Here is an 18,118-nt window from a genome sequence, read left to right as displayed (position 1 = left end):
CTGCCATGGCTATCATGCCGAACGCAGACGGCAAATATTTGTCACAAAGCCGTTACTGGAACTTGGCGCTGGCTGTGGTTATGAAACGCAGCATGGAAGACCAATTCGTCCTGCAATCCGAGCGGCTGGTGCTGCGGCGGCCGCGCCTTTCGGATTTCGATCGACTGGCGGCGATGTGGGCGCAGCCGTCGGTGGTCACGCATTTCGGCGGCAAGCCGTTCAACCGTGAAGACAGCTGGAGCCGGCTGCTGCGCTATGTCGGCCATTGGGAGCTGATGGGCTATGGCATGTGGACGGCCACGCTGCGCGGCGATGATATCCACATGGGGGATGTCGGTTTTCTGCACGGCGAGCGCACCGGCGTGCCGGCGTTCGGCTGCCCGGAAGCCGGGTGGAGCTTCCACCCCGAAGCACAAGGCCAGGGCCTGGGCAGCGAAGCCGTGGCCTGCATCCTGGACTGGGCCGATGCCCAGGCCGCCAGCGGCGCCGATCCGCGCTTTGAACGCACCGTCGCCATGATCAACCCGGCCAATGCCGCCAGCATCGCCGTTGCGCGCCGCTGCGGCTATGCGATCTTTGGCGAAGCGACCTATCGCGCCGAGCCGGTTGGCCTGTGGCAGCGGTTCAGAACGCCGTCCTGATCGTCACGCGGGCCGTGCGCGGCGTGCCTGTGCTGATATTGTTGTCGGTGTGGGCGGTCGGGAAATAGCCGGTGTTGAGCAGATTTTCGATGTTTAACTGCGCATTCACGCCCTTGGCCAGCCGCAGGAACAGCGCCCCATCCACCCGCGTATAGGCCGGCAGGCGCACGGCATTGCTGATGCCGGTGAAGCTGCTGCTCTGGTGCAGGATGCCGACACCCAGCGCCACCGGCTCGGCAAGCTGGAAGCGCTGCCACAGGCTGGCCTGAAATTCCGGAACCAACGCCACGTGGCGGCCGGCCGGGGCCGCGCTGGTGGTGCTGGTGATGCGGGCGCTTTGCACCGCCAGGCCGGCTTGCACCTGCCACCATGGCCGGATCTCGCCATCAAGCCCCAGTTCAAGGCCGCGGCTGCGCTGGCGACCAGTCAACTCGACGGTTCCGGCCACGGCGCCGGGTGCGCGGGTGTTGGTGCGATCGAGCACATAGAAGGCGGCGTTGATGTTCAACTTGGGCGTGATGTCCCACTTGGCGCCGATTTCGCGGTTCAGAAAGCCTTCGGGTTCGAGCGCGGCCAAGCTGGCATCGAGGCTGGTGAACTGGTCGCCCGATTGCGGCAGGTAGCTGCGGCTGACGCTGGCATAGAGGGACGCGCTAGCCATCGGTTTCACCACCAGCCCAGCGCGCGGCGACCATAGATGATCGACGCGAGCAAAGCGCTGCCCATTCAGCCGATTGTCGATGGTGAGTTCGAAACGGTCATGGCGCAGCCCGGCAATCAGCTCGACGGCGTCGCCAAACTTGATCTGATCTTGCACGAACACTGCGGCAACCTCGGCCTGCGCGCGGATTGACCGGTTGCCGGGGCCGGCGCGGAACGTCGCCAGCGGCGGACGCGAGGCATCGGCGAGCGGCACGAACGCCCGCGTGGTGCCAGGCGCGACCCCATCGAAAAAGCCATTGATCCGCTGGTTGCGGGACACCTGCCGGCCCAGTTCGAACCCGGCGAGGATCTGGTGGCTTGTGCCCGCAATATCGGTGGCCCAGGTCACATCGGTCTGGCTGAACAGATTGTGACGACGGGTCGGGTCGCGATACGCTTCCAAACCGATACGGCTGTCCGCGCCGAGCGCCGTGACGGCAAAGACGTTGACATATTCCTTGTCGTAATCGGCCCAGCGCGTGCGGTGGCGCAGCGACAGATTGTCGGCCAATCGATAATCCGCCGCCAGCGACAGGGCATCGACGTTGACTCGGCTGCGGTTCAGCGCGGGATCGCCAACGAACAGATTGCGCGACACCGGCGCCGGGCGGCCAGCCTGCGAAGGGATGCCGCGATCGGCGACCCGGTCGTCCTCGGCATGTTCATAGCCCAGCACCAGATTGCCATGGCCGCCCAGATCAAACCCGACCGTCGGGTTCACAGCCCAGCGCGACAGACCATAGAAATCGCGGCGATTGCTGGCGTCCTCATAAAATCCGTTCAGGCGTGCGGCCACTCCGCTGCCAAGTGGCTGGTTCAGGTCCGTGGCCATGCGCCAGCTGCCCCAGCTGTCTGCCGCTGCATCAGCGCCGATTCGGCTGCCGGTGAGATCGGGCGTCTTGGTCACCCGGTTGATGACGCCGCCACCGCCGCCACGACCAAAGATCATCGCGTTGGAGCCTTTCAGGATCTCCAGCCGATCAAGATTGTAGAAATCGCGGAAATATTGGACATCATCACGCACGCCATCGACGAAGAAATCGGCGGTGCTGTTGTTGCCGCGCAGCACGATCTGATCGCGATTGCCTTCGCCCTGGGCGCCGACCGCACCGGGCACAAAGCGCAGCGCTTCCTGCACCGACAGGATCGCCTGATCGTCCAACCGCTGCCGGGTCAGCACGGTGATCGCCTGTGGCACATCGAGCAGCGGGGTTTCGGTGCGGGTGGCGGTATTGATGCTGCCGGCCTTGTAGCCGGCCTCGCGTTGGCCAGTCACCACGATGGTGGCGGCCTCATCGGCCAGCAGGTCCTGCGCCGCAGCGGGAACGGCGACCAGCACGGCCGTGGACAGCAACAGTAGGCAACGCATCATTGATTCCTGCGAATGATTATCAGTTGCGTCTTATTGCGACGCATTCGCAGAATGGCAAGCGGAAATTGCGAGCTTGTCGCAATAGTCAGCTCACATGGCGGGCAGACCGCATAACGCCTCACTGTCCCGCCATAAGGCGGCACACGCCTGATCGTCGCGCGCCAGAAGAGACGGTTCAGGCCATGTGATCAGGCCCTTGCGCAGCGAGGCGTAAACGCGCCCCGGCGGTGGCCGCACATCGCTGGCGAGCAGGGCGAGGTGGCGACCGGCATCGGCCAGGCTGTTCATCGTCTTGCCGAACGGCAGCAGCATCGGCAGCAGCGGCCAGATCAACGTGCGCACGATCCACATCTGGTCACGCGCCAGCCCGGTGCCGGGCGTGAGGCCGGGGTCATAGGCCACCACGCTGATCTCGCGCGCCACTGCATCGGGCAGCTGGGCTGCGGCGCGGGCGGTCAACAGGTTGCACAGTTTCGATGCGGAATAGGCGCGCATGCCCGCCGTGATCGGATTGCTGTCCAGCGCAGGATCGCAGGACGGATCCGCCAGCAGCTGGGCGTTGGCGTGGCGCGGCGGCGGCACACCGGTGCGCTCGGCTGGATCATGCGTGCCGCTGCTGGTGATCACGACGCGCGCGCCCTGGCCAAGATGCGGCCACAGCAGGCGCAGCAGCAGATAGTGGGCGAGATGATTGGCCGCGAAGGTCAGTTCATGGCCATCGGCCGAGCGTTCGGCGACGTTGGGGCGCTGGCCACCGGCGTTGAGCACCAGCGTATCGATCTGGTTGCCGGCCAGCAGAGCAATCACCGCGTCGGCAAATTTGCTGGCATTTTCGAGGCTGGCCAGATCAAGCGGTAGACCGCGGGTCCCGGCCGGGGCCGATCCGCGCAGGCCGACGATTATATCTGCAGCGGGAATCGCCGCCAGATGGCGCAGCGCTTCGGCACCAATTCCGCGACTGGCACCGGTCATGACGATCTGCATGGTGTATCCTTACATCGTAAAGTTTACGCTGTATAAATTGCGCACTGCTGTCGGTCAAGCTAGGGGTGGCGGGTGAAGCCCGAATCAGCCTGGCATTTCGATGGCGACCTGAAGCCGGCGCTCGTCGCCGCCGCGCGCGCCATCGTCGAACAGGATGGCGCTGCCGCCCTGACGCTGCGCGCCGTGGCGCGCGCCACCGGCGTATCGGCCATGGCACCCTATCACCACTTCAAGGATCGCACGGCGCTGGTGGCGGCGGTGGCAGCAAGGGGGTTCCATCAGCTTTACACCGACAAGATTGCAGCGCTGGCGACGGCAGCCGATGATCCGGCCCAGCGCATCGTCGCCGGCGCCATCGCCTATGTCCGCTTCGTCACCGAGCATCCGGAACTTTACCGGGTGATGAAAAGCCCGGAACTCGCCGACCGGTCGGCCTATCCGGAGCTGGCCGCAGCAGCGGCCAGGCCCGGCGCCACGCTGGCCGCGATGTTGCAGCAACTGGCCGATGCCGGCCGCCTGCACGGCGTGACGGCCAGGGAGGCCGGCGCCATCATGTGGGCCCTCGTCCACGGCATCGGCACGCTGGCGGTGGATGCCTATCTCACCGACGCCGAAGCGCGGACCGCGCAGGGTGCTGCCGCGCTGCTCGCCGGCTGGGGGGCACTTTAGGCTCGATTGTCACGGAGCCATGAGGAGCCCGCTCAGCCTTAGCGGTTCAATAAGAACCAACTGCGCCTAACGATTCAGCCGCCCCTCGATCAGCGCATCCACAACCGATGGATCGGCCAGCGTCGAGGTATCGCCCAAAGCGCCAAAATCATTTTCGGCGATCTTGCGCAGGATGCGGCGCATGATCTTGCCACTGCGGGTTTTCGGCAGGGCCGGAGTCAGGTGGATATGGTCGGGCACGGCGATGCCGCCAATTTCGGCGCGCACCGTCGCCTTCAGCGCATCGACCAGCGCCGGCGCGACGGCGATGCCGGCGTTCAAAGTCACATAGGCATAGATGCCCTGGCCCTTCACATCGTGCGGATAACCGACCACCGCGGCTTCGGCGACATCGGCATGGGCGACCAGCGCCGATTCGACCTCGGCAGTGCCCATGCGGTGGCCGGAAACGTTGATCACATCGTCCACCCGCCCGGTGATCCACCAATAGCCATCGGCATCGCGGCGCGCGCCATCGCCAGTGAAATATTGGCCGCGATAGGTGGTGAAATAGGTCTGCGCGAACCGATCATGATCACCAAAGATGCTGCGCGCCTGGCCGGGCCAGCTGCGCCGCAGGATCAGATTGCCGCTGATATCGTTCCCCGGCGTCCACGGAATCACCGTGCCATCGGCCTCCACCAGCGCCGGTTCGATCCCGAACATCGGATGGCAGGCGCTGCCGGGCTTCAGCGCCGTGGCGCCCGGCAAGGGCGTGATCAGCACGCCGCCGGTTTCGGTCTGCCACCAGGTATCGACGATCGGCAGCCGGCCCTTGCCGACGACGCGGTGATACCAGTTCCACGCCTCCGGATTGATCGGTTCGCCCACTGTGCCGAGCAGGCGCAGGCTGGACAGGTCATGGCGTTCCACCGGTTCGTCGCCGTCGCGCATGATGGCCCGCAACGCGGTCGGCGCGGTGTAGAAGATGTTGACCTTGTGCCTGGCGATCACTTGCCAGAAACGGTCGTTCGCCGGCCAGCTCGGCACGCCTTCGAACATCAGCACGGTCGCGCCGGCCGACAGCGGGCCATAGACGATATAGCTGTGGCCGGTGATCCAGCCGACATCGGCCGTGCACCAGAAAATCTCGCCCGGCCGATAATCGAACACGGTTTCGAAGGTGAGGTTCACCCACAGCAGATAGCCGGCGGTGGTGTGCAGCACGCCCTTGGGCTTACCGGTGGAGCCTGACGTATAGAGGATGAACAGCGGGTCTTCGGCAGCCATCGGCTCGGGCGTGCAGCTGATGGGCGATTGCAAGCGCAGCTGGTGCCACCAATGGTCGCGCTCCTTGTGGGTGGTCACCTTGCCGCCGGTGTGGCGGACCACCAGCACGGCTTCCACCGGGGTGCCGGCGCTTTCCGCCTTCTCGCAGGCGGCATCGACAATGGCTTTCAGCGGAATGGCCTTGCCGCCGCGCCGGCCTTCATCGGCGGTGATGACGAAGCGGCTTTGCGCATCTTCCAGCCGCCCGGCGAGTGCCTCGGCGGAAAAACCACCGAACACCACCGAATGCACCGCGCCGATACGGGCGCAGGCCAGCATCGCCATCGTGGCTTCGGGGATCATCGGCATGTAGATGGTGACCCGGTCGCCCTTCTCCACGCCCAGCGCCACCAGCGCATTGGCCATGCGCGCCACCTCTTCACGCAGTTCGCCATAGCTGATGCGGCGGGTGGCGGTGCCCGGATCATCGGCCTCCCATATGATGGCGATGCGTTCGGGATCGGAATCGGCCCAGCGATCGAGGCAATTCCAGCTGGCGTTCAATATGCCATCTTCGAACCATTTGATCGCCACCGGGTCCCAACGCCAATTGCCCATGATGGTGGGGGCGCGGTGCCAATCCAGCCGGGCAATCTGTGTGCGCCAGAAGCCATCGGGATCATCGAGGCTCTGGGCGTACATGGCCTGATATTGTTCGGCGGTCGTGCGGGTGATCGCCAGCGCCTCGGGCGTGACCGGGTGGATCGTGTTGCTCATGCCCCCAGACTAGGCCGCACGGCGGCTTGCGGCTAGAGGCTGTGCATGGCCTTTCCCCCCTCCAAAGCGATGGCAGCCGCGCTCGACGAAGCCCGCGCCGCGGCGGCGCGCGATGAAGTGCCGGTGGGCGCGGTGATCAGCGATGCCGCCGGCAGGATCATCGCCAGCGCCGGCAATCGCACGCGCGAACTGAACGATCCGACTGCCCACGCCGAAATGCTGGCGATCCGGGAGGCGTGTGCGCTGGTGGCATCGGAACGGCTGATCGGCTGCACGATCACGGTGACGCTGGAACCCTGCGCCATGTGCGCGGCGGCCATCGCCGCGGCCCGGCTGAGCCGCGTGGTCTATGGCGCATCCGATCCCAAATCCGGCGGCGTGGCGCACGGCGCGCGCGTGTTCAGCCATGCCCAGGCGCATCACCGGCCCGAAGTGGTTGCCGGCGTGGCCGAGGCGGAGTGTGCGGGCTTGCTGAAGGACTTCTTCGCCGGACGGCGGGCGTGATCCCCTCTCCCCTTGCGGGAGAGGGCGACTCGGCGCAGCCGAGCGGGGTGAGGGGTTGCGGGCAGCGGTCACACGAGCACCCCCTTACCCCGGGCCGCCTGCGGCGTCTCTCGCCCTCTCCCGCAAGGGGGAGGGGGGCTTGCCGCCCGCGTCGCACTCCGCCACCTTGACCGGTATGACCACTCCCGCCCCCCGCCGCATCCTCGGCCCGTTCGCGGCCGCATCGGTGGTGGTCGGCATGGTGGTGGGCGCGGGGATTTTCCGGTCGGCCAGCCTGGTGGCGGCAACCCTCCAGAATGATGCACTGGTGCTGGCCGCGTGGGGGCTGGGCGGGGTGTTCGCGCTGGCCGGCGCCCTGGTCTATGCCGAACTGGCGACGGCCTTTCCCCACACCGGCGGCGATTATCGGTTCCTGCGGCTGGCCTATGGCCGGTTGGTGGCGTTTCTGTTTGCCTGGTCGCGCTTTGCGGTGATTTTCTCGGCGTCGGCGGCACTGCTGGCGTTTGTGGCGGCCGATTATATCGCGGAGCTGGTGCCCTTGTCGGCCGCGGCGCGCGGCGGGGTGGCGGCGCTGGCCATCGTCACGTTGACCGCGCTCAACCTGGCCGGGGTGAAGCGCTCCACCGGCGGCCAGGTCGTGCTGGTCACCGGCGATGTGATCGCGTTGCTGGTGTTGGGCGTTGCCGCCGCCAGTCTGATCGCCGCCGGCACGCCGCCGCTGTTGCCTACGCCTGCGCCGCAGCCATTTGGCGCCGCCGCCTTCGGCCAGGCCATGGTGTTCGTCATGCTGGCCTTTGGCGGCTTCAACGATGCCGCCACCTTGTCCGCCGAAGTGCGCACCCCGCGCGACATGACGCGGGCGATGGTCGGCGGCATGGCGCTGGTCACCATGCTCTATTGCCTCGCTAATTGGGCCTATTTGTCTGGGCTGGGCGGCGCCGGGCTGGCGGCCAGCAATGCGCCAGCGGCGGCGTTGATGGCCCGTGCCTTCGGCTGGCAAGGCCAGGCGGTGATGGTGATCTTCGTCACGCTGGCGGCGCTGGCCATCGTCAACGCGCTCGTCATCGTGGGCGGGCGCACGCTCTATGCCGTGGCCGGCGATGAGCCGGCGCTGGCGCGGCTGGCGGCGTGGGACGAAGCCGCTGGCGTGCCACGCGTGGCGATCTGGGCGCAATGTGCGCTGTCGTTATGTCTCGTCGCGTGGGGGTCGCTGTCCACCGGCTTTGCCCAGATGGTGGATTTCCTGTCGCCGGTGTTCTGGCTATTCCTGTCGTTGACCGGCCCGGCGTTGATCATCCTGCGCCGCCGGCTGCCCGATCAGCCGCGCCCGTTCCGCGTGCCGCTCTATCCGCTGGTGCCGCTGTTGTTCAGCGCCGGCTGCCTGTTCGTGCTGCAAAGTTCGGTGCGTTATGTTGGCGTGCAGGGTTCCCTGATCAGTTTTGGCGTGCTGGCCGCAGGGCTGGTGCTGCGTGTCCTGCTCAAAGCCCCAGTGCTGTCGCCACGTGAAAGGTGATGCCGGCCGCCACATAAGCCGCGACGAACAAATAGGTGAACATGAGGATCGGCCAGCGCCAACTGGCGGTTTCGCGGCGGGTGACCGCCAGGGTTGACAGACATTGCGGCGCAAACACGAACCACGCGAGAAAGGCCAGCGCCGTGGGCAGCGGCCAGGCGGCGCGCAATTGATCGATCAGGCTGCCGGTGTTTTCCTCGTCGACATCCTGCAGGGCATAGACGGTGCCGAGCGCCGACACCGCCACTTCGCGCGCCGCCATGCCGGGCACCAGCGCGATGGCGATTTCCTTGTTGAAACCAATGGGGGCAAAGATCGGCTCCAGCGCGGTGCCGAGCTTGCCGGCCAGGCTGTATTCGATGCCGGGCTTCACCGCGCCCACCGGCGGCTGCGGCCAGCTCGCCATGGCCCACAGCACGATGGTGCTGGCCATGATGATGGTGCCGGCGCGTTGCAAGAAAGCCGTTGCGCGGCCGTACAGCCCGATGCCGATATCGCGCGGCGCCGGCCATTGATATTTCGGCATTTCCATCAGGAACGGCGGCGCAGCGCCCTTGGTGACCGTGCGCCTAAGCGCGAAGGCCGCCACCAGCGCGCCAAGGATGCCGGCCATATAGAGCACGAACAGCACCAGGCCCTGCAGCCCGAATGGCCCGACATCGCGTGCCGGAATGAAGGCGCCGATCACCACGGCATAGACCGGCAGGCGTGCCGAACAGGTCATCAGCGGCGCGATCAATATGGTGGTCAGCCGGTCCCGCGGCGAATCGATGCTGCGCGTCGCCATGATGCCGGGGATGGCGCAGGCAAAGCTGGACAACAGCGGAATGAACGCCCGGCCATTCAGGCCGACGCGCGCCATCAACCGATCCATCAGGAAGGCCGCGCGCGTCATGTAACCGGATTGTTCCAGCGTGATGATGAAGGCGAACAGGATCAGGATCTGCGGCAGGAACACCACCACCGCCCCCACCCCGGCCAGCACGCCATCATTGAGCAGCGACAACAGCCAGCCGGCGGGCAAAGCGGCGGCCAGTTCGCCTTGCAGGGCGGCCACGCCGGCTTCGATCCAGCCCATCGGCGCTTCGGCCCAGCTGAACACCGCCTGGAACATGAAGAACAGGATGGCGGCGAGCAGCAATGGCCCAGCCACCGGGTGCAGCACGACATTGTCGATCCGCTGCGACCAGCGCCGCGCCGCGCCGGTCGCGGTCTGCACCGCGGCGGCCATGCGGCGGGCTTCGCCTTGCAGGGCGCGCAAGTCGCGTGGTTGCATTTCCGGTGCTGCCGCCCGGCCGGTGCCAATCTGTTCGTTCAGCGCCGCGCCCAGCGCGTCGAGCCCGCGCTTGCGCACGGCCACGGTCGGCACCACCGGCACCCCCAGCAGATCGGCCAGCCGCGCCGCATCGATCACGATGCCATCGCGGGCGGCCAGATCGACCATGTTCAGCGCCACCACCAGCGGCAGGCCAAGCGCGCGCAATTCCAGCACGAAGCGCAAATGGTTGCGCAAATTGGTGGCGTCGATCACCGCGATGATGGCATCCAGCGGCCGTTCCCCCGCGATGCGCCCGAAAATGGCATCGCGTGTCACCGCTTCATCAGGCGATTTGGGATCGAGGCTGTAGGTGCCGGGCAGATCGATCAGTTCCGCCACGCGGCCATCGGGCAGCGCCAGCCGCCCGGCCTTGCGCTCCACCGTTACGCCCGGATAATTGCCCACCTTCTGCCGGCTGCCGGTCAACGCGTTGAACAGGCTGGTCTTGCCGGCATTGGGATTGCCGACCAGGGCCACCGCGAGATCGCGTGGCTGCACGCCCGCATGCGCGTTCATGGAGTAACTTCGATCAGCCGCGCCATGTCGCGGCGCAGCGCCACCACCATATTGCCGACCCGCACAGCGAGAGGATCGCCGCCGAAAGGCGCGCGGTGCAGGATTTCGACATCGACGCCTTCATCGAAGCCCAACTCGCACAGGCGCTGCGCGGTTTCGGGCGCGAGGCCGCCGCGATCGATCGCCGCGATCAGCGCGACTTCGCCGGGAATCAGGCTGTCGATAAGGCGATGGGATGGAATCAAGCTGGGGTCCGCTGGCGGTTGTTGCGAACCATTATCAGCTTTGCGCCGCAACGCCAGCGGTTAGTTCACACCGCCGGATAGCGCAACCGACCGAGGAAGCGCGCCGGATCGGGCAGCTTGGCGCCCAGGCCGATCAGCTTGGCCTTGGTCTTTTCAAAGCGCATCACGCCATCGATGCGCCGTTCGATGAAAGCGCGCGTGTCGACGAAATCTTGCGTGTCATCCTGAGTCCAGTGCAGCAGCGTGGCCGAGTAGATCGCAGCCAGGATCGTGCGCTTGGTATAATGATTATAATCGGTGGCGGTATCGCCGGCCGCGCGCCACATCGCATCGGCTGCCTGCCACAAAAGCCTGGCCGACAATGCCGCGTGTTGCGGCTGTGCCAGCAAAGCCAGCGCCCGGCGCGTCACTTCGCGATCGCCCTGTTCCAACCGCGTGATCAGCGCCATGCGGATGCGGTCCCGAACCTTCATGTTGTGGCTGCCCGCCATCGCCTCGGCCATGCGCGCGTTGGCCAATGTGCCCCACGCGGTCAGCATGGCGGCGGCATCCGGCAAGGCCAGCGCCGCCAGATCCGCGTCCAGGCCGATGTCGCGCGCGGCGGCGGCCAGCGCCGTGTCGCTCCAGCCGTCAAAGGCGACATGCGGCAGCATGGCTGCAATCAACTGCGGCGCAAGCTCGGCCAGCGGTGTGTCATCATAGATCATGACAGTATCTTACCGCGCCCGCCGCGCCGCCTCCAGCGCCAAAGACGTCGCGGCGCGGGCGATTGCCCGGCAACGCTTGTTTCCCTGTGTCCCCTCTGCTATGCGCCGCGCTCGCTCCGGCCAGGCTTGGTCCGGAAATGGTGATTCTTTGACAAGCATCGGCGCTGTGCCAGCTCCGGTGACGTGAATGGAGAGAACGGCTGCATGCAAATCGTGGTTCGCGACAACAATGTCGATCAGGCGCTGCGCGCCCTCAAGAAGAAGCTGCAGCGTGAAGGCGTCTACCGCGAGATGAAGCTCCGTCGTCACTACGAGAAGCCGTCGGAAAAGCGCGCCCGTGAAAAGGCTGCCGCCGTGCGCCGCGCCCGCAAGATGGAGCGCAAGCGCATGGAGCGCGACGGCGTCAAATAAGCGCTGGCGTTCAGAAGATCAGGGCCGGGCAGGGATCACCCCGCCCGGCCTTCTTCGTTCAGGGGCCGCGCGGCCAGCGCAGGGTTGACCCTGCACGGCGCGCGTCCCATGGTTCCCGCCGATCAGGCCCTTCGGCCACACAATAGAGGCACATCATGTCAGGTCAGACAGCAGGCAGCGCGGGCGGCATCGGGATCGGCAAGTGGCTGGCCGCCGGCGCGGTCGTGATCGCGGTGGTGGGCGTGCTGGTCTACACCGGCACCCAGGGCCAGGTGGAATCGGTGCGCCAGACCGACATGAATTTTCTGGCCGAAAACAAGGGGAAGCCCGGCGTGATCACCACAAGTTCCGGCCTGCAATATAATATCGTGCGCGAAGGCAAGGGCCCGCGCCCGGCCGCGAAAGACACGGTGCTTGTGCATTATGAAGGCAAGCTGATCGACGGCACGGTGTTCGACAGCAGCTATCAGCGCGGCCAGCCGGCGGCCTTCCCGCTCGATCAGGTGATCCCCGGCTGGACCGAAGGCGTGCAATTGATGCCGACCGGTTCAAAATATCATTTCGTGGTGCCGCCGCAGCTCGCCTATGGCGCGCAAGGCGCCGGCGGCGTGATTCCACCGGGCGCGGTGCTGGAATTCGATATCGAATTGCTGGCGGTGAAGCCGGCAGCTTAGCCCCGTAACGACCGGGACCAGCGCCTCAGTCGCGAAGCGACAAGAACCAGCGATTGCGCAGCGCCGTCACCCAGGTGACGGGATTGAAGCTGGTCGATCCATCCAGGCTGAAAGTGGTGAATTCGGCACGGCCGACGATATTTTCTACCGGCAACAGGCCCAGGCCGCCGGTTTCGGCGGGAAACCGGCTGTCTTCGCTGTTGTCGCGATTGTCACCCATCAGGAACACGCGGCCTTCGGGCACGATCACCGCTTCGGTATTGTCCTGCGGGAGCGCGGCCATGTCGTGCACCAGATAGGATCGGCCGCCAGGCAGGGTCTCACGATAGGTCGGCAGATGGCATTCGGCCGTGCCGTCGGGCGTAATCACCCGATACTGCGCATCGACCATGCTGTTGCAATCGCTGTTGGGCGTCACCTGCATCACCGTATCGGCCACCTGCACCTTGGGCACCGGTTGGCCGTTCAGCCACAACTGGCCATCCTTCATCTGCACGATATCGCCGGGCAGGCCTATCACCCGCTTGATCCAGTCATCCTGGGCGATCGGCGATTTCAGCACCACGATATCACCGCGTTCCGGCAGGCTGCCGAACAGCCGCCCCGGCATGCGCGGCAGCACATTCAAGGATGGTGACAGATAGGAATAGCCATAGGGAAATTTGGACACGATCAGCCGGTCACCCACCAACAACGTCGGCAACATCGAACCGGACGGGATATAGAAGGGCTTGGCGACCGCCGTGTGTACCGCGAGCACCGCCAGTGCCAGCAGGAACAATTGCCAGGCTTCTGCTGCCCACTTTGCCAATTTTGTGTTCATTCCGGTGCCGCCGTGATCAGAACGATGGCCTGCGCCCACGGATGGTCGTCGGTCATCGTGAGATGAATCGCGGCCTTATGCCCCGTGGGCGTGATTTGCGCCAGCCTTGCCGCAGCGCCGCCGGTGAGGATCAGCGTCGGCTGGCCGCTCGGCAGATTGACCACGCCCATGTCGCGCCAGAACACGCCATTGCGAAAGCCGGTGCCCAGCGCCTTCGAACACGCCTCCTTGGCGGCAAAGCGCTTGGCATAGGTGGCCACGCGGGTGAGCTGGCGGCGGTTGGCCTTGGCCTGTTCCAGATCGGTGAAGATGCGATTGATGAAGCGGTCGCCAAAGCGTTCGATGCTGGCGGCGATGCGATCGATGTTGGCCAGATCGGACCCAAGCCCCAGCACCGTCAGGCCCTGCGGCACCGCCATCATTCCGGCGTCCTTGCGGCGTCCATCAAGGCGCGCATGCGGCTGATGGCGGGGCCCAGGCCGACGAACACCGCTTCGCCGATCAGGAAATGCCCGATGTTCAGTTCCGCCAGCTGCGGCAACGCCGCCACCGGGCTGACATTGTCATAGGTCAGGCCATGGCCGGCGTGAATCTCCAGCCCCATCGCTACGCCGATCGCCACGGCGCGTTCCAGCCGCGCCAGTTCGGCGATGGCGGCCTCCCCATCGGCATGGGCATAAGGCCCGGTGTGCAGTTCCACCACCGGCGCGCCCAGGCGCGCCGCGGCTTCCAGCTGGCGTTCGTCGGGGGCAATGAACAGGCTGACGCGCATGCCGGCATCGCGCAGCCGCGCCACGATGGGTTGCAGGCTGTTATGCTGCCCGGCGGCATCCAGCCCGCCTTCGGTGGTGCGTTCGGCGCGGCGTTCCGGCACGATGCAGGCGGCGTGCGGCCGGTGGCGCAGCGCGATGCCCAGCATTTCATCGGTGGCAGCCATTTCCAGGTTGATCGGCAGCGCCACCCCGATGCTCAGCCGATCGAGATCGGCATCGGTGATATGGCGGCGATCTTCGCGCAGGTGAATGGTGATCCCATCGGCGCCGGCCGCCGCGGCCATTTCGGCGGCGCGCAGCGGATCAGGATGCAACCCGCCGCGCGCGTTGCGGATGGTGGCCACGTGATCGATGTTCACGCCCAGGCGCAAGTGATTGGTCATGTTTTGCTCAAGACTTTGCTGATGGGCAGAAGGCAGCGGACAACAGGTCGTGGGTCAGGCCCTTGCCCTGCCAAGGTTCGCCAAAATCGGCCGGGCGATCGGCGAAGGCGATGACGATGCGGCCCAGCGCCGGCGCGATGACGTTGCGGATTTCGACGCCGCCGATGCTGCCGCGCCGCTCGACCAGCTCCACCGGCTTTGCGCAACCGGCCAGCGGCACCGTATAGACCCACTGGCCCAGAGCCGCATAACCCAGCTTCGGTTCGCCCTTCCAATATTCGGCGCGGGCAGCGGCGCTCATCACCCGGCCAGTCATCAGTGCCTGATCGAAGCGCACCAGCGCGGCCGGCGGCCCGGCAATGGCCCCGGCGGCTCCGAAGCGACCGACATCGATGAAGTCATCGCCGCTGCCATCCGCGAAATAACCGGTGCGCCCGGCCGCTTCGCCGGGCTGCAGCAGTCGTGCGCCGGTCATGCGCAGCGGCGCGAACATGCGGCTGTTCAGCAATTGCGCCAGGGGCTTGCCGGTGACGGCTTCCAGCACGGCGCCGACAATTTCGGTGTCGCAGTCGTTATATTCGAAGCGGGCGCCCGGTTCGGCCTTGGCGGCGCCGGTGCAAATGGCGTTGATGGGCCCAGCGTTGCGCGGCGTGCTGCGATCGAACAGCAGCAGCATGGTGCCGGCGGCGTTCAGCGGCCCGTCCTCCACGTTGGGCAGCCCGCTGGTATGCTGCAACAACTGCCGCAGTGTCACCCGATCGGCATTGGCCACCTTGAGCGTCGGGGCATAGGCCTTGATCGGCGTGTCGAGCGCAAGTGTGCCGCGATCAACTTCCTGCATGACCAGCGCGGCGACGATCTGCTTGCTGACCGATGCCCAGCGCCAGAACGGGGTGCCAGGCTTGCCGATATCCTCGCCATGGCTTGACGCGGCGTCGGCAACGATCAGATGGCCGTTCAGGCCGCCCGCCCGCGCCGCGGCAGACGTTGCCTGCCACATCGCCGCCAATTGCGCCGGCGGCGCAGCGGCAGCCGGCACCGCCATGGCCAGGGCCGCAACAGCGAGCAGGCGCAACCGCTTCATGCCCCCCGCCTCATGCGGCCCGGCTGCCTGGCTTGATCGCCGGGATCGCTGCCAGTTCGGGCGGCAGCGCATCGGGCTGGTAACTGGGCACGTCCAGTCGGACCAATGGCGTGAACGGCACGCCCAGATCAGCCGTCCCGCCGGAGCGATCAACGAGCGAAGCCGCATGGATCACCTGCCCGCCGGCAGCCTGCACCGCCGCAATCGCCTCGCGACTGGAAAGCCCGGTGGTGACGACATCTTCCATCAGCAGCACGGCCTGCCCCGGTTCCAGCCGGAAACCGCGGCGCAGTTCAAAGGTGCCGGTGGGCCGTTCGACAAACATCGATTGCACGCCAAGCTGGCGCGCCAGTTCATAACCGCAGATCAACCCGCCCATGGCCGGCGCAATCACCACCGACACGCGCGCTTTCACCGCCGCCGGGATTTTCGCGGCCAGCGCCAGCGCCAGCCGCTCGGCGCGGGCCGGATCCATCAACACCCGCGCGCATTGCAGGTAACGCGAACTGCGCAGGCCGGACGAGAGAATGAAATGGCCTTCCAGCAGCGCATCGGCCGCCCGAAATTCCGCCAGCACCTCATCATCGGTCATCGTGCGCACCCCTTTCTGGCCCATGGCTGGGCGATTGGCAGGCCCAACCCGGTTTGCCAAGCAGCTTTACTGGCGCACCCGATCCGCCGACACCACTGCCTTCACCTGGCGCAGCGCCGCCATCAACGTGGCGAGATGCGCCGCGCTTTCCACCTCGATATCAAGGATGTCGGTGTGGAATTCCCGGTCACGGTGCTTCAGCGCGAGGCCGACGATATTGGCATTGTGCGCGGCAATGCTGGCAGCCAGGCTGGCCAGCGCGCCGGGTTGATTGTGCACCACCACGGCAATCCGTGCCGCGGCGCCGGCGGTTTCGGCGCCCCAGCGCACATCCAGCCATTCACCGGCTTCGTCGCTGAGCAGATCACAGTCGATCACATGCACGCTGATCGGGCCATCGGGGGCGCGGTTGCCGACGATGCGATCGCCGGGCACCGGCCGGCAATGGTCGCAAAGCAGGAAGCCGACGCCGGGGGTCAGGCCCTCGATGGAGATGGCGGCTGCCGCCTTGGCCTTGCTGCTGCGCGGCCGCGTCGGGCGGTCGGCCGCGCCGGGCACCAGCGCTTCGGCCACCTGATCGTCGGTCAGGCGGTTTTCGGCCATGGCCAGTTCCAGCGAACTGCGATCATGCAGCTTCAGCCGGCCCAGCGCCGGCCCCATGATGTCGTCGCCAAGCGCCACGCGCAGCCGCCCGGCCACCGCATCGAGCAATTTGTTGCCCATGGCCTGCAATTCCTCGCGACGTTTTAACCGCACATGGCGGCGGATGGCGGCGCGCGCCTTGGCGCTGGCGACAAAGCCTTCCCAGGCCGGATCGGGGGCCCGCACCTTGCCTTTCATGATCTCGACCTGATCGCCGTTCACCAGTCGGGTGCGCAGCGGCACGACGCGGCCGTTCACCTTGGCGCCCACGCAGGTGTCACCCAGATCGCTGTGCACCGCATAGGCGAAATCGACCGGCGTGGCATCGCCTGGCAACTGGTAGAGTTCGCCCTTGGGCGTGAACACGAACACCTGATCCTGGAACATCGCAAGCCGGGCGTTTTCCAGCAGCTCTTCGGGGTTGGCGGCATCCTGCAGCACATCGAGCAGATCATCGATCCACGGATAGGCCTCGCGCGCCGAAGCGCCGTCACTGCCCTGCTTGTAGGCCCAGTGAGCGGCCAGGCCATATTCGGCCTCTTCATGCATCAGCGCGGTGCGAATCTGCACTTCGATGCGCGCCGCTTCGCTGCCGAGCAATACCGAGCTGTGCAGCGATCGATAGCCATTGGATTTGGGCGTGGAGATGAAATCCTTGAAACGCCCCGGCACCATCGGCCAGCGCCCGTGCACGATGCCAAGCGCGCGATAACAATCGGTGACATCATCGACGATCACCCGGAACGCCATCACGTCCGACAATTGTTCGAAACTCATCTGGCGCGCCTGCATCTTGCGCCAGATCGAATAAGGCCGCTTTTCCCGCCCGGTCACGCTGGCCGCCACCCCTTTGCTGCGCAGCACGGCTTCCACCGATCCGCTGATGCGGTGCACATTGGCGCCGGTCGTTTCGCGTAAGCGATCCATGCGCTGGCTGATGGTGGCATGGGCTTCGGGTTCAAGCTGGCGGAAGGCGAGTTCCTGCATCTCCTCCATGAATCCGTACATGCCGATGCGTTCGGCCAGCGGCGCATAGATATCCATGGTCTCGCGCGCGATGCGGCGGCGCTTTTCTTCCTTCTTGATGTGATGCAGCGTGCGCATGTTGTGCAGCCGATCCGCCAGCTTGACCAGCAGCACACGGATGTCGTTCGACATGGCCAGCAGGAATTTGCGCAGATTTTCCGCCTGGCGCTCGCTTTCCGTCTGCGTTTCGATCTTCGACAATTTGGTGACGCCATCGACCAGCCGGGCAACCTCCGGCCCGAACAGCCGCTCGATCTCCTCGTGCGTCGCCACCGTATCCTCGATGGTGTCGTGCAGGATGGCGCAGGCGATGGTCTTGTCGTCCAGCTTCAGATCGGTGAGGATACCGGCGACCTGCACCGGATGGCTGAAATAAGGGTCGCCGCTGGCGCGCAGCTGGCTGCCATGCGCCTTCACCGAAAACACATAGGCGCGGTTCAGCAGATCCTCATCTGCTTCCGGGGCATAGGCCTTGACCCGCTCGACCAATTCATACTGGCGCAACATAGCCCAT

18 protein-coding genes are annotated in these 18,118 nt (G+C 66.0%); 6 read left to right on the top strand and 12 right to left on the bottom strand.

What is annotated here, in order from left to right; all coding sequences use genetic code 11:
- Window positions 1–14 precede the first annotated feature (14 nt).
- Window positions 15–641: a GNAT family N-acetyltransferase gene (locus AC6UUM_RS02490; protein WP_500803774.1), complete on the top strand. Its 627-nt coding sequence runs from the start codon at window positions 15–17 to the stop codon at window positions 639–641.
- On the opposite strand, the gene AC6UUM_RS02485 is transcribed toward AC6UUM_RS02490, so the two are convergent.
- Window positions 625–2,715 (bottom strand): TonB-dependent receptor, encoded by a 2,091-nt coding sequence (locus AC6UUM_RS02485; RefSeq protein WP_500803773.1) that lies wholly within the window; start codon window positions 2,713–2,715, stop codon window positions 625–627. The genes AC6UUM_RS02490 and AC6UUM_RS02485 overlap by 17 nt on opposite strands.
- A 90-nt stretch (window positions 2,716–2,805) precedes the next feature.
- The gene (locus AC6UUM_RS02480; RefSeq protein ID WP_500803772.1) at window positions 2,806–3,699 is read right to left on the bottom strand and encodes an SDR family NAD(P)-dependent oxidoreductase; all 894 of its coding nucleotides are present in this window, start codon (window positions 3,697–3,699) and stop codon (window positions 2,806–2,808) included.
- A gap of 72 nt (window positions 3,700–3,771) precedes the next feature.
- On the opposite strand from AC6UUM_RS02480, the gene AC6UUM_RS02475 reads away from it, so the two are divergent.
- Entirely contained in the window at window positions 3,772–4,368 is a 597-nt protein-coding gene (locus AC6UUM_RS02475) for a TetR/AcrR family transcriptional regulator (protein WP_500803771.1), read from the top strand.
- A 66-nt stretch (window positions 4,369–4,434) separates the two neighbouring features.
- On the opposite strand, the gene acs is transcribed toward AC6UUM_RS02475, so the two are convergent.
- Window positions 4,435–6,393 (bottom strand): acetate--CoA ligase, encoded by a 1,959-nt coding sequence (gene acs / locus AC6UUM_RS02470; RefSeq protein ID WP_500803770.1) that lies wholly within the window; start codon window positions 6,391–6,393, stop codon window positions 4,435–4,437.
- Window positions 6,394–6,462: 69 nt separating this feature from the next.
- On the opposite strand from acs, the gene AC6UUM_RS02465 reads away from it, so the two are divergent.
- Together AC6UUM_RS02465 and AC6UUM_RS02460 are read left to right on the top strand one after the other, a co-directional pair.
- On the top strand, window positions 6,463–6,897 hold the full coding sequence (locus AC6UUM_RS02465; protein ID WP_500803769.1) for a nucleoside deaminase: 435 nt from the start codon (window positions 6,463–6,465) through the stop codon (window positions 6,895–6,897).
- Between the two features lie 175 nt (window positions 6,898–7,072).
- Window positions 7,073–8,410 carry an APC family permease gene (locus tag AC6UUM_RS02460; protein ID WP_500803768.1) on the top strand — a complete coding sequence of 446 codons (1,338 nt, stop codon included), beginning with the start codon at window positions 7,073–7,075 and terminating at the stop codon, window positions 8,408–8,410.
- Here AC6UUM_RS02460 and feoB read toward each other — a convergent pair.
- The 3 genes from feoB to AC6UUM_RS02445 form a co-directional block, all read right to left on the bottom strand.
- Window positions 8,376–10,244: a ferrous iron transporter B gene (gene feoB / locus AC6UUM_RS02455; RefSeq protein WP_500803767.1), complete on the bottom strand. Its 1,869-nt coding sequence runs from the start codon at window positions 10,242–10,244 to the stop codon at window positions 8,376–8,378. The genes AC6UUM_RS02460 and feoB overlap by 35 nt on opposite strands.
- Window positions 10,241–10,489, bottom strand: coding sequence for a FeoA family protein (locus AC6UUM_RS02450; protein ID WP_500803766.1), 249 nt, complete (start codon window positions 10,487–10,489; stop codon window positions 10,241–10,243). The genes feoB and AC6UUM_RS02450 overlap by 4 nt, the downstream gene beginning before the upstream one ends.
- A 65-nt stretch (window positions 10,490–10,554) precedes the next feature.
- A complete protein-coding gene (locus tag AC6UUM_RS02445; RefSeq protein ID WP_500803765.1) occupies window positions 10,555–11,196 on the bottom strand; it encodes a COQ9 family protein in 642 nt (213 codons plus the stop codon).
- Between the two features lie 204 nt (window positions 11,197–11,400).
- Here AC6UUM_RS02445 and rpsU point away from each other — a divergent pair, with 204 nt between their 5' ends.
- The gene (gene rpsU, locus AC6UUM_RS02440; RefSeq protein ID WP_156255446.1) at window positions 11,401–11,607 is read left to right on the top strand and encodes a 30S ribosomal protein S21; all 207 of its coding nucleotides are present in this window, start codon (window positions 11,401–11,403) and stop codon (window positions 11,605–11,607) included.
- A 155-nt stretch (window positions 11,608–11,762) separates the two neighbouring features.
- Entirely contained in the window at window positions 11,763–12,281 is a 519-nt protein-coding gene (locus tag AC6UUM_RS02435) for an FKBP-type peptidyl-prolyl cis-trans isomerase (protein ID WP_500803764.1), read from the top strand.
- 25 nt (window positions 12,282–12,306) lie between these two features.
- Here the strand turns inward: AC6UUM_RS02435 and lepB are convergent, their stop codons facing one another.
- The 6 genes from lepB to AC6UUM_RS02405 all read right to left on the bottom strand — a co-directional run bounded on the left by lepB (window position 12,307) and on the right by AC6UUM_RS02405 (window position 18,111).
- Window positions 12,307–13,104, bottom strand: coding sequence for a signal peptidase I (lepB, locus tag AC6UUM_RS02430; protein WP_500803763.1), 798 nt, complete (start codon window positions 13,102–13,104; stop codon window positions 12,307–12,309).
- Complete coding sequence (acpS, locus tag AC6UUM_RS02425) at window positions 13,101–13,526, bottom strand: holo-ACP synthase (RefSeq protein ID WP_500803762.1); 426 nt, start codon at window positions 13,524–13,526, stop codon at window positions 13,101–13,103. The genes lepB and acpS overlap by 4 nt, the downstream gene beginning before the upstream one ends.
- A complete protein-coding gene (locus AC6UUM_RS02420; protein ID WP_500803761.1) occupies window positions 13,523–14,260 on the bottom strand; it encodes a pyridoxine 5'-phosphate synthase in 738 nt (245 codons plus the stop codon). The genes acpS and AC6UUM_RS02420 overlap by 4 nt, the downstream gene beginning before the upstream one ends.
- A gap of 7 nt (window positions 14,261–14,267) precedes the next feature.
- Window positions 14,268–15,344 carry a serine hydrolase domain-containing protein gene (locus AC6UUM_RS02415; RefSeq protein ID WP_500803760.1) on the bottom strand — a complete coding sequence of 359 codons (1,077 nt, stop codon included), beginning with the start codon at window positions 15,342–15,344 and terminating at the stop codon, window positions 14,268–14,270.
- A 10-nt stretch (window positions 15,345–15,354) separates the two neighbouring features.
- Entirely contained in the window at window positions 15,355–15,936 is a 582-nt protein-coding gene (gene pyrE, locus AC6UUM_RS02410; protein ID WP_500803759.1) for an orotate phosphoribosyltransferase, read from the bottom strand.
- A gap of 66 nt (window positions 15,937–16,002) precedes the next feature.
- A complete protein-coding gene (locus tag AC6UUM_RS02405) occupies window positions 16,003–18,111 on the bottom strand; it encodes a RelA/SpoT family protein (protein ID WP_500803758.1) in 2,109 nt (702 codons plus the stop codon).
- Window positions 18,112–18,118: the final 7 nt, after the last annotated feature.

The organism is Sandarakinorhabdus sp. (assembly GCF_987265915.1).
The sequence above is the reverse complement of the archived record's forward strand: the minus strand, read 5'-3'. Positions and strand labels throughout refer to the sequence as shown.

What these genes read in the sequence shown, in the direction of transcription:
- AC6UUM_RS02490 (WP_500803774.1), top strand. Translation starts at nt 15, where the DNA reads ATGCCGAACGCAGACGGCAAATATTTGTCACAAAGCCGTTACTGGAAC.
- AC6UUM_RS02485 (WP_500803773.1), bottom strand. Translation starts at nt 2,715, where the DNA reads ATGATGCGTTGCCTACTGTTGCTGTCCACGGCCGTGCTGGTCGCCGTT.
- AC6UUM_RS02480 (WP_500803772.1), bottom strand. Translation starts at nt 3,699, where the DNA reads ATGCAGATCGTCATGACCGGTGCCAGTCGCGGAATTGGTGCCGAAGCG.
- acs (WP_500803770.1), bottom strand. Translation starts at nt 6,393, where the DNA reads ATGAGCAACACGATCCACCCGGTCACGCCCGAGGCGCTGGCGATCACC.
- AC6UUM_RS02465 (WP_500803769.1), top strand. Translation starts at nt 6,463, where the DNA reads ATGGCAGCCGCGCTCGACGAAGCCCGCGCCGCGGCGGCGCGCGATGAA.
- AC6UUM_RS02460 (WP_500803768.1), top strand. Translation starts at nt 7,073, where the DNA reads ATGACCACTCCCGCCCCCCGCCGCATCCTCGGCCCGTTCGCGGCCGCA.
- feoB (WP_500803767.1), bottom strand. Translation starts at nt 10,244, where the DNA reads ATGAACGCGCATGCGGGCGTGCAGCCACGCGATCTCGCGGTGGCCCTG.
- AC6UUM_RS02445 (WP_500803765.1), bottom strand. Translation starts at nt 11,196, where the DNA reads ATGATCTATGATGACACACCGCTGGCCGAGCTTGCGCCGCAGTTGATT.
- rpsU (WP_156255446.1), top strand. Translation starts at nt 11,401, where the DNA reads ATGCAAATCGTGGTTCGCGACAACAATGTCGATCAGGCGCTGCGCGCC.
- AC6UUM_RS02435 (WP_500803764.1), top strand. Translation starts at nt 11,763, where the DNA reads ATGTCAGGTCAGACAGCAGGCAGCGCGGGCGGCATCGGGATCGGCAAG.
- lepB (WP_500803763.1), bottom strand. Translation starts at nt 13,104, where the DNA reads ATGAACACAAAATTGGCAAAGTGGGCAGCAGAAGCCTGGCAATTGTTC.
- acpS (WP_500803762.1), bottom strand. Translation starts at nt 13,526, where the DNA reads ATGATGGCGGTGCCGCAGGGCCTGACGGTGCTGGGGCTTGGGTCCGAT.
- AC6UUM_RS02420 (WP_500803761.1), bottom strand. Translation starts at nt 14,260, where the DNA reads ATGACCAATCACTTGCGCCTGGGCGTGAACATCGATCACGTGGCCACC.
- AC6UUM_RS02415 (WP_500803760.1), bottom strand. Translation starts at nt 15,344, where the DNA reads ATGAAGCGGTTGCGCCTGCTCGCTGTTGCGGCCCTGGCCATGGCGGTG.
- pyrE (WP_500803759.1), bottom strand. Translation starts at nt 15,936, where the DNA reads ATGACCGATGATGAGGTGCTGGCGGAATTTCGGGCGGCCGATGCGCTG.
- AC6UUM_RS02405 (WP_500803758.1), bottom strand. Translation starts at nt 18,111, where the DNA reads ATGTTGCGCCAGTATGAATTGGTCGAGCGGGTCAAGGCCTATGCCCCG.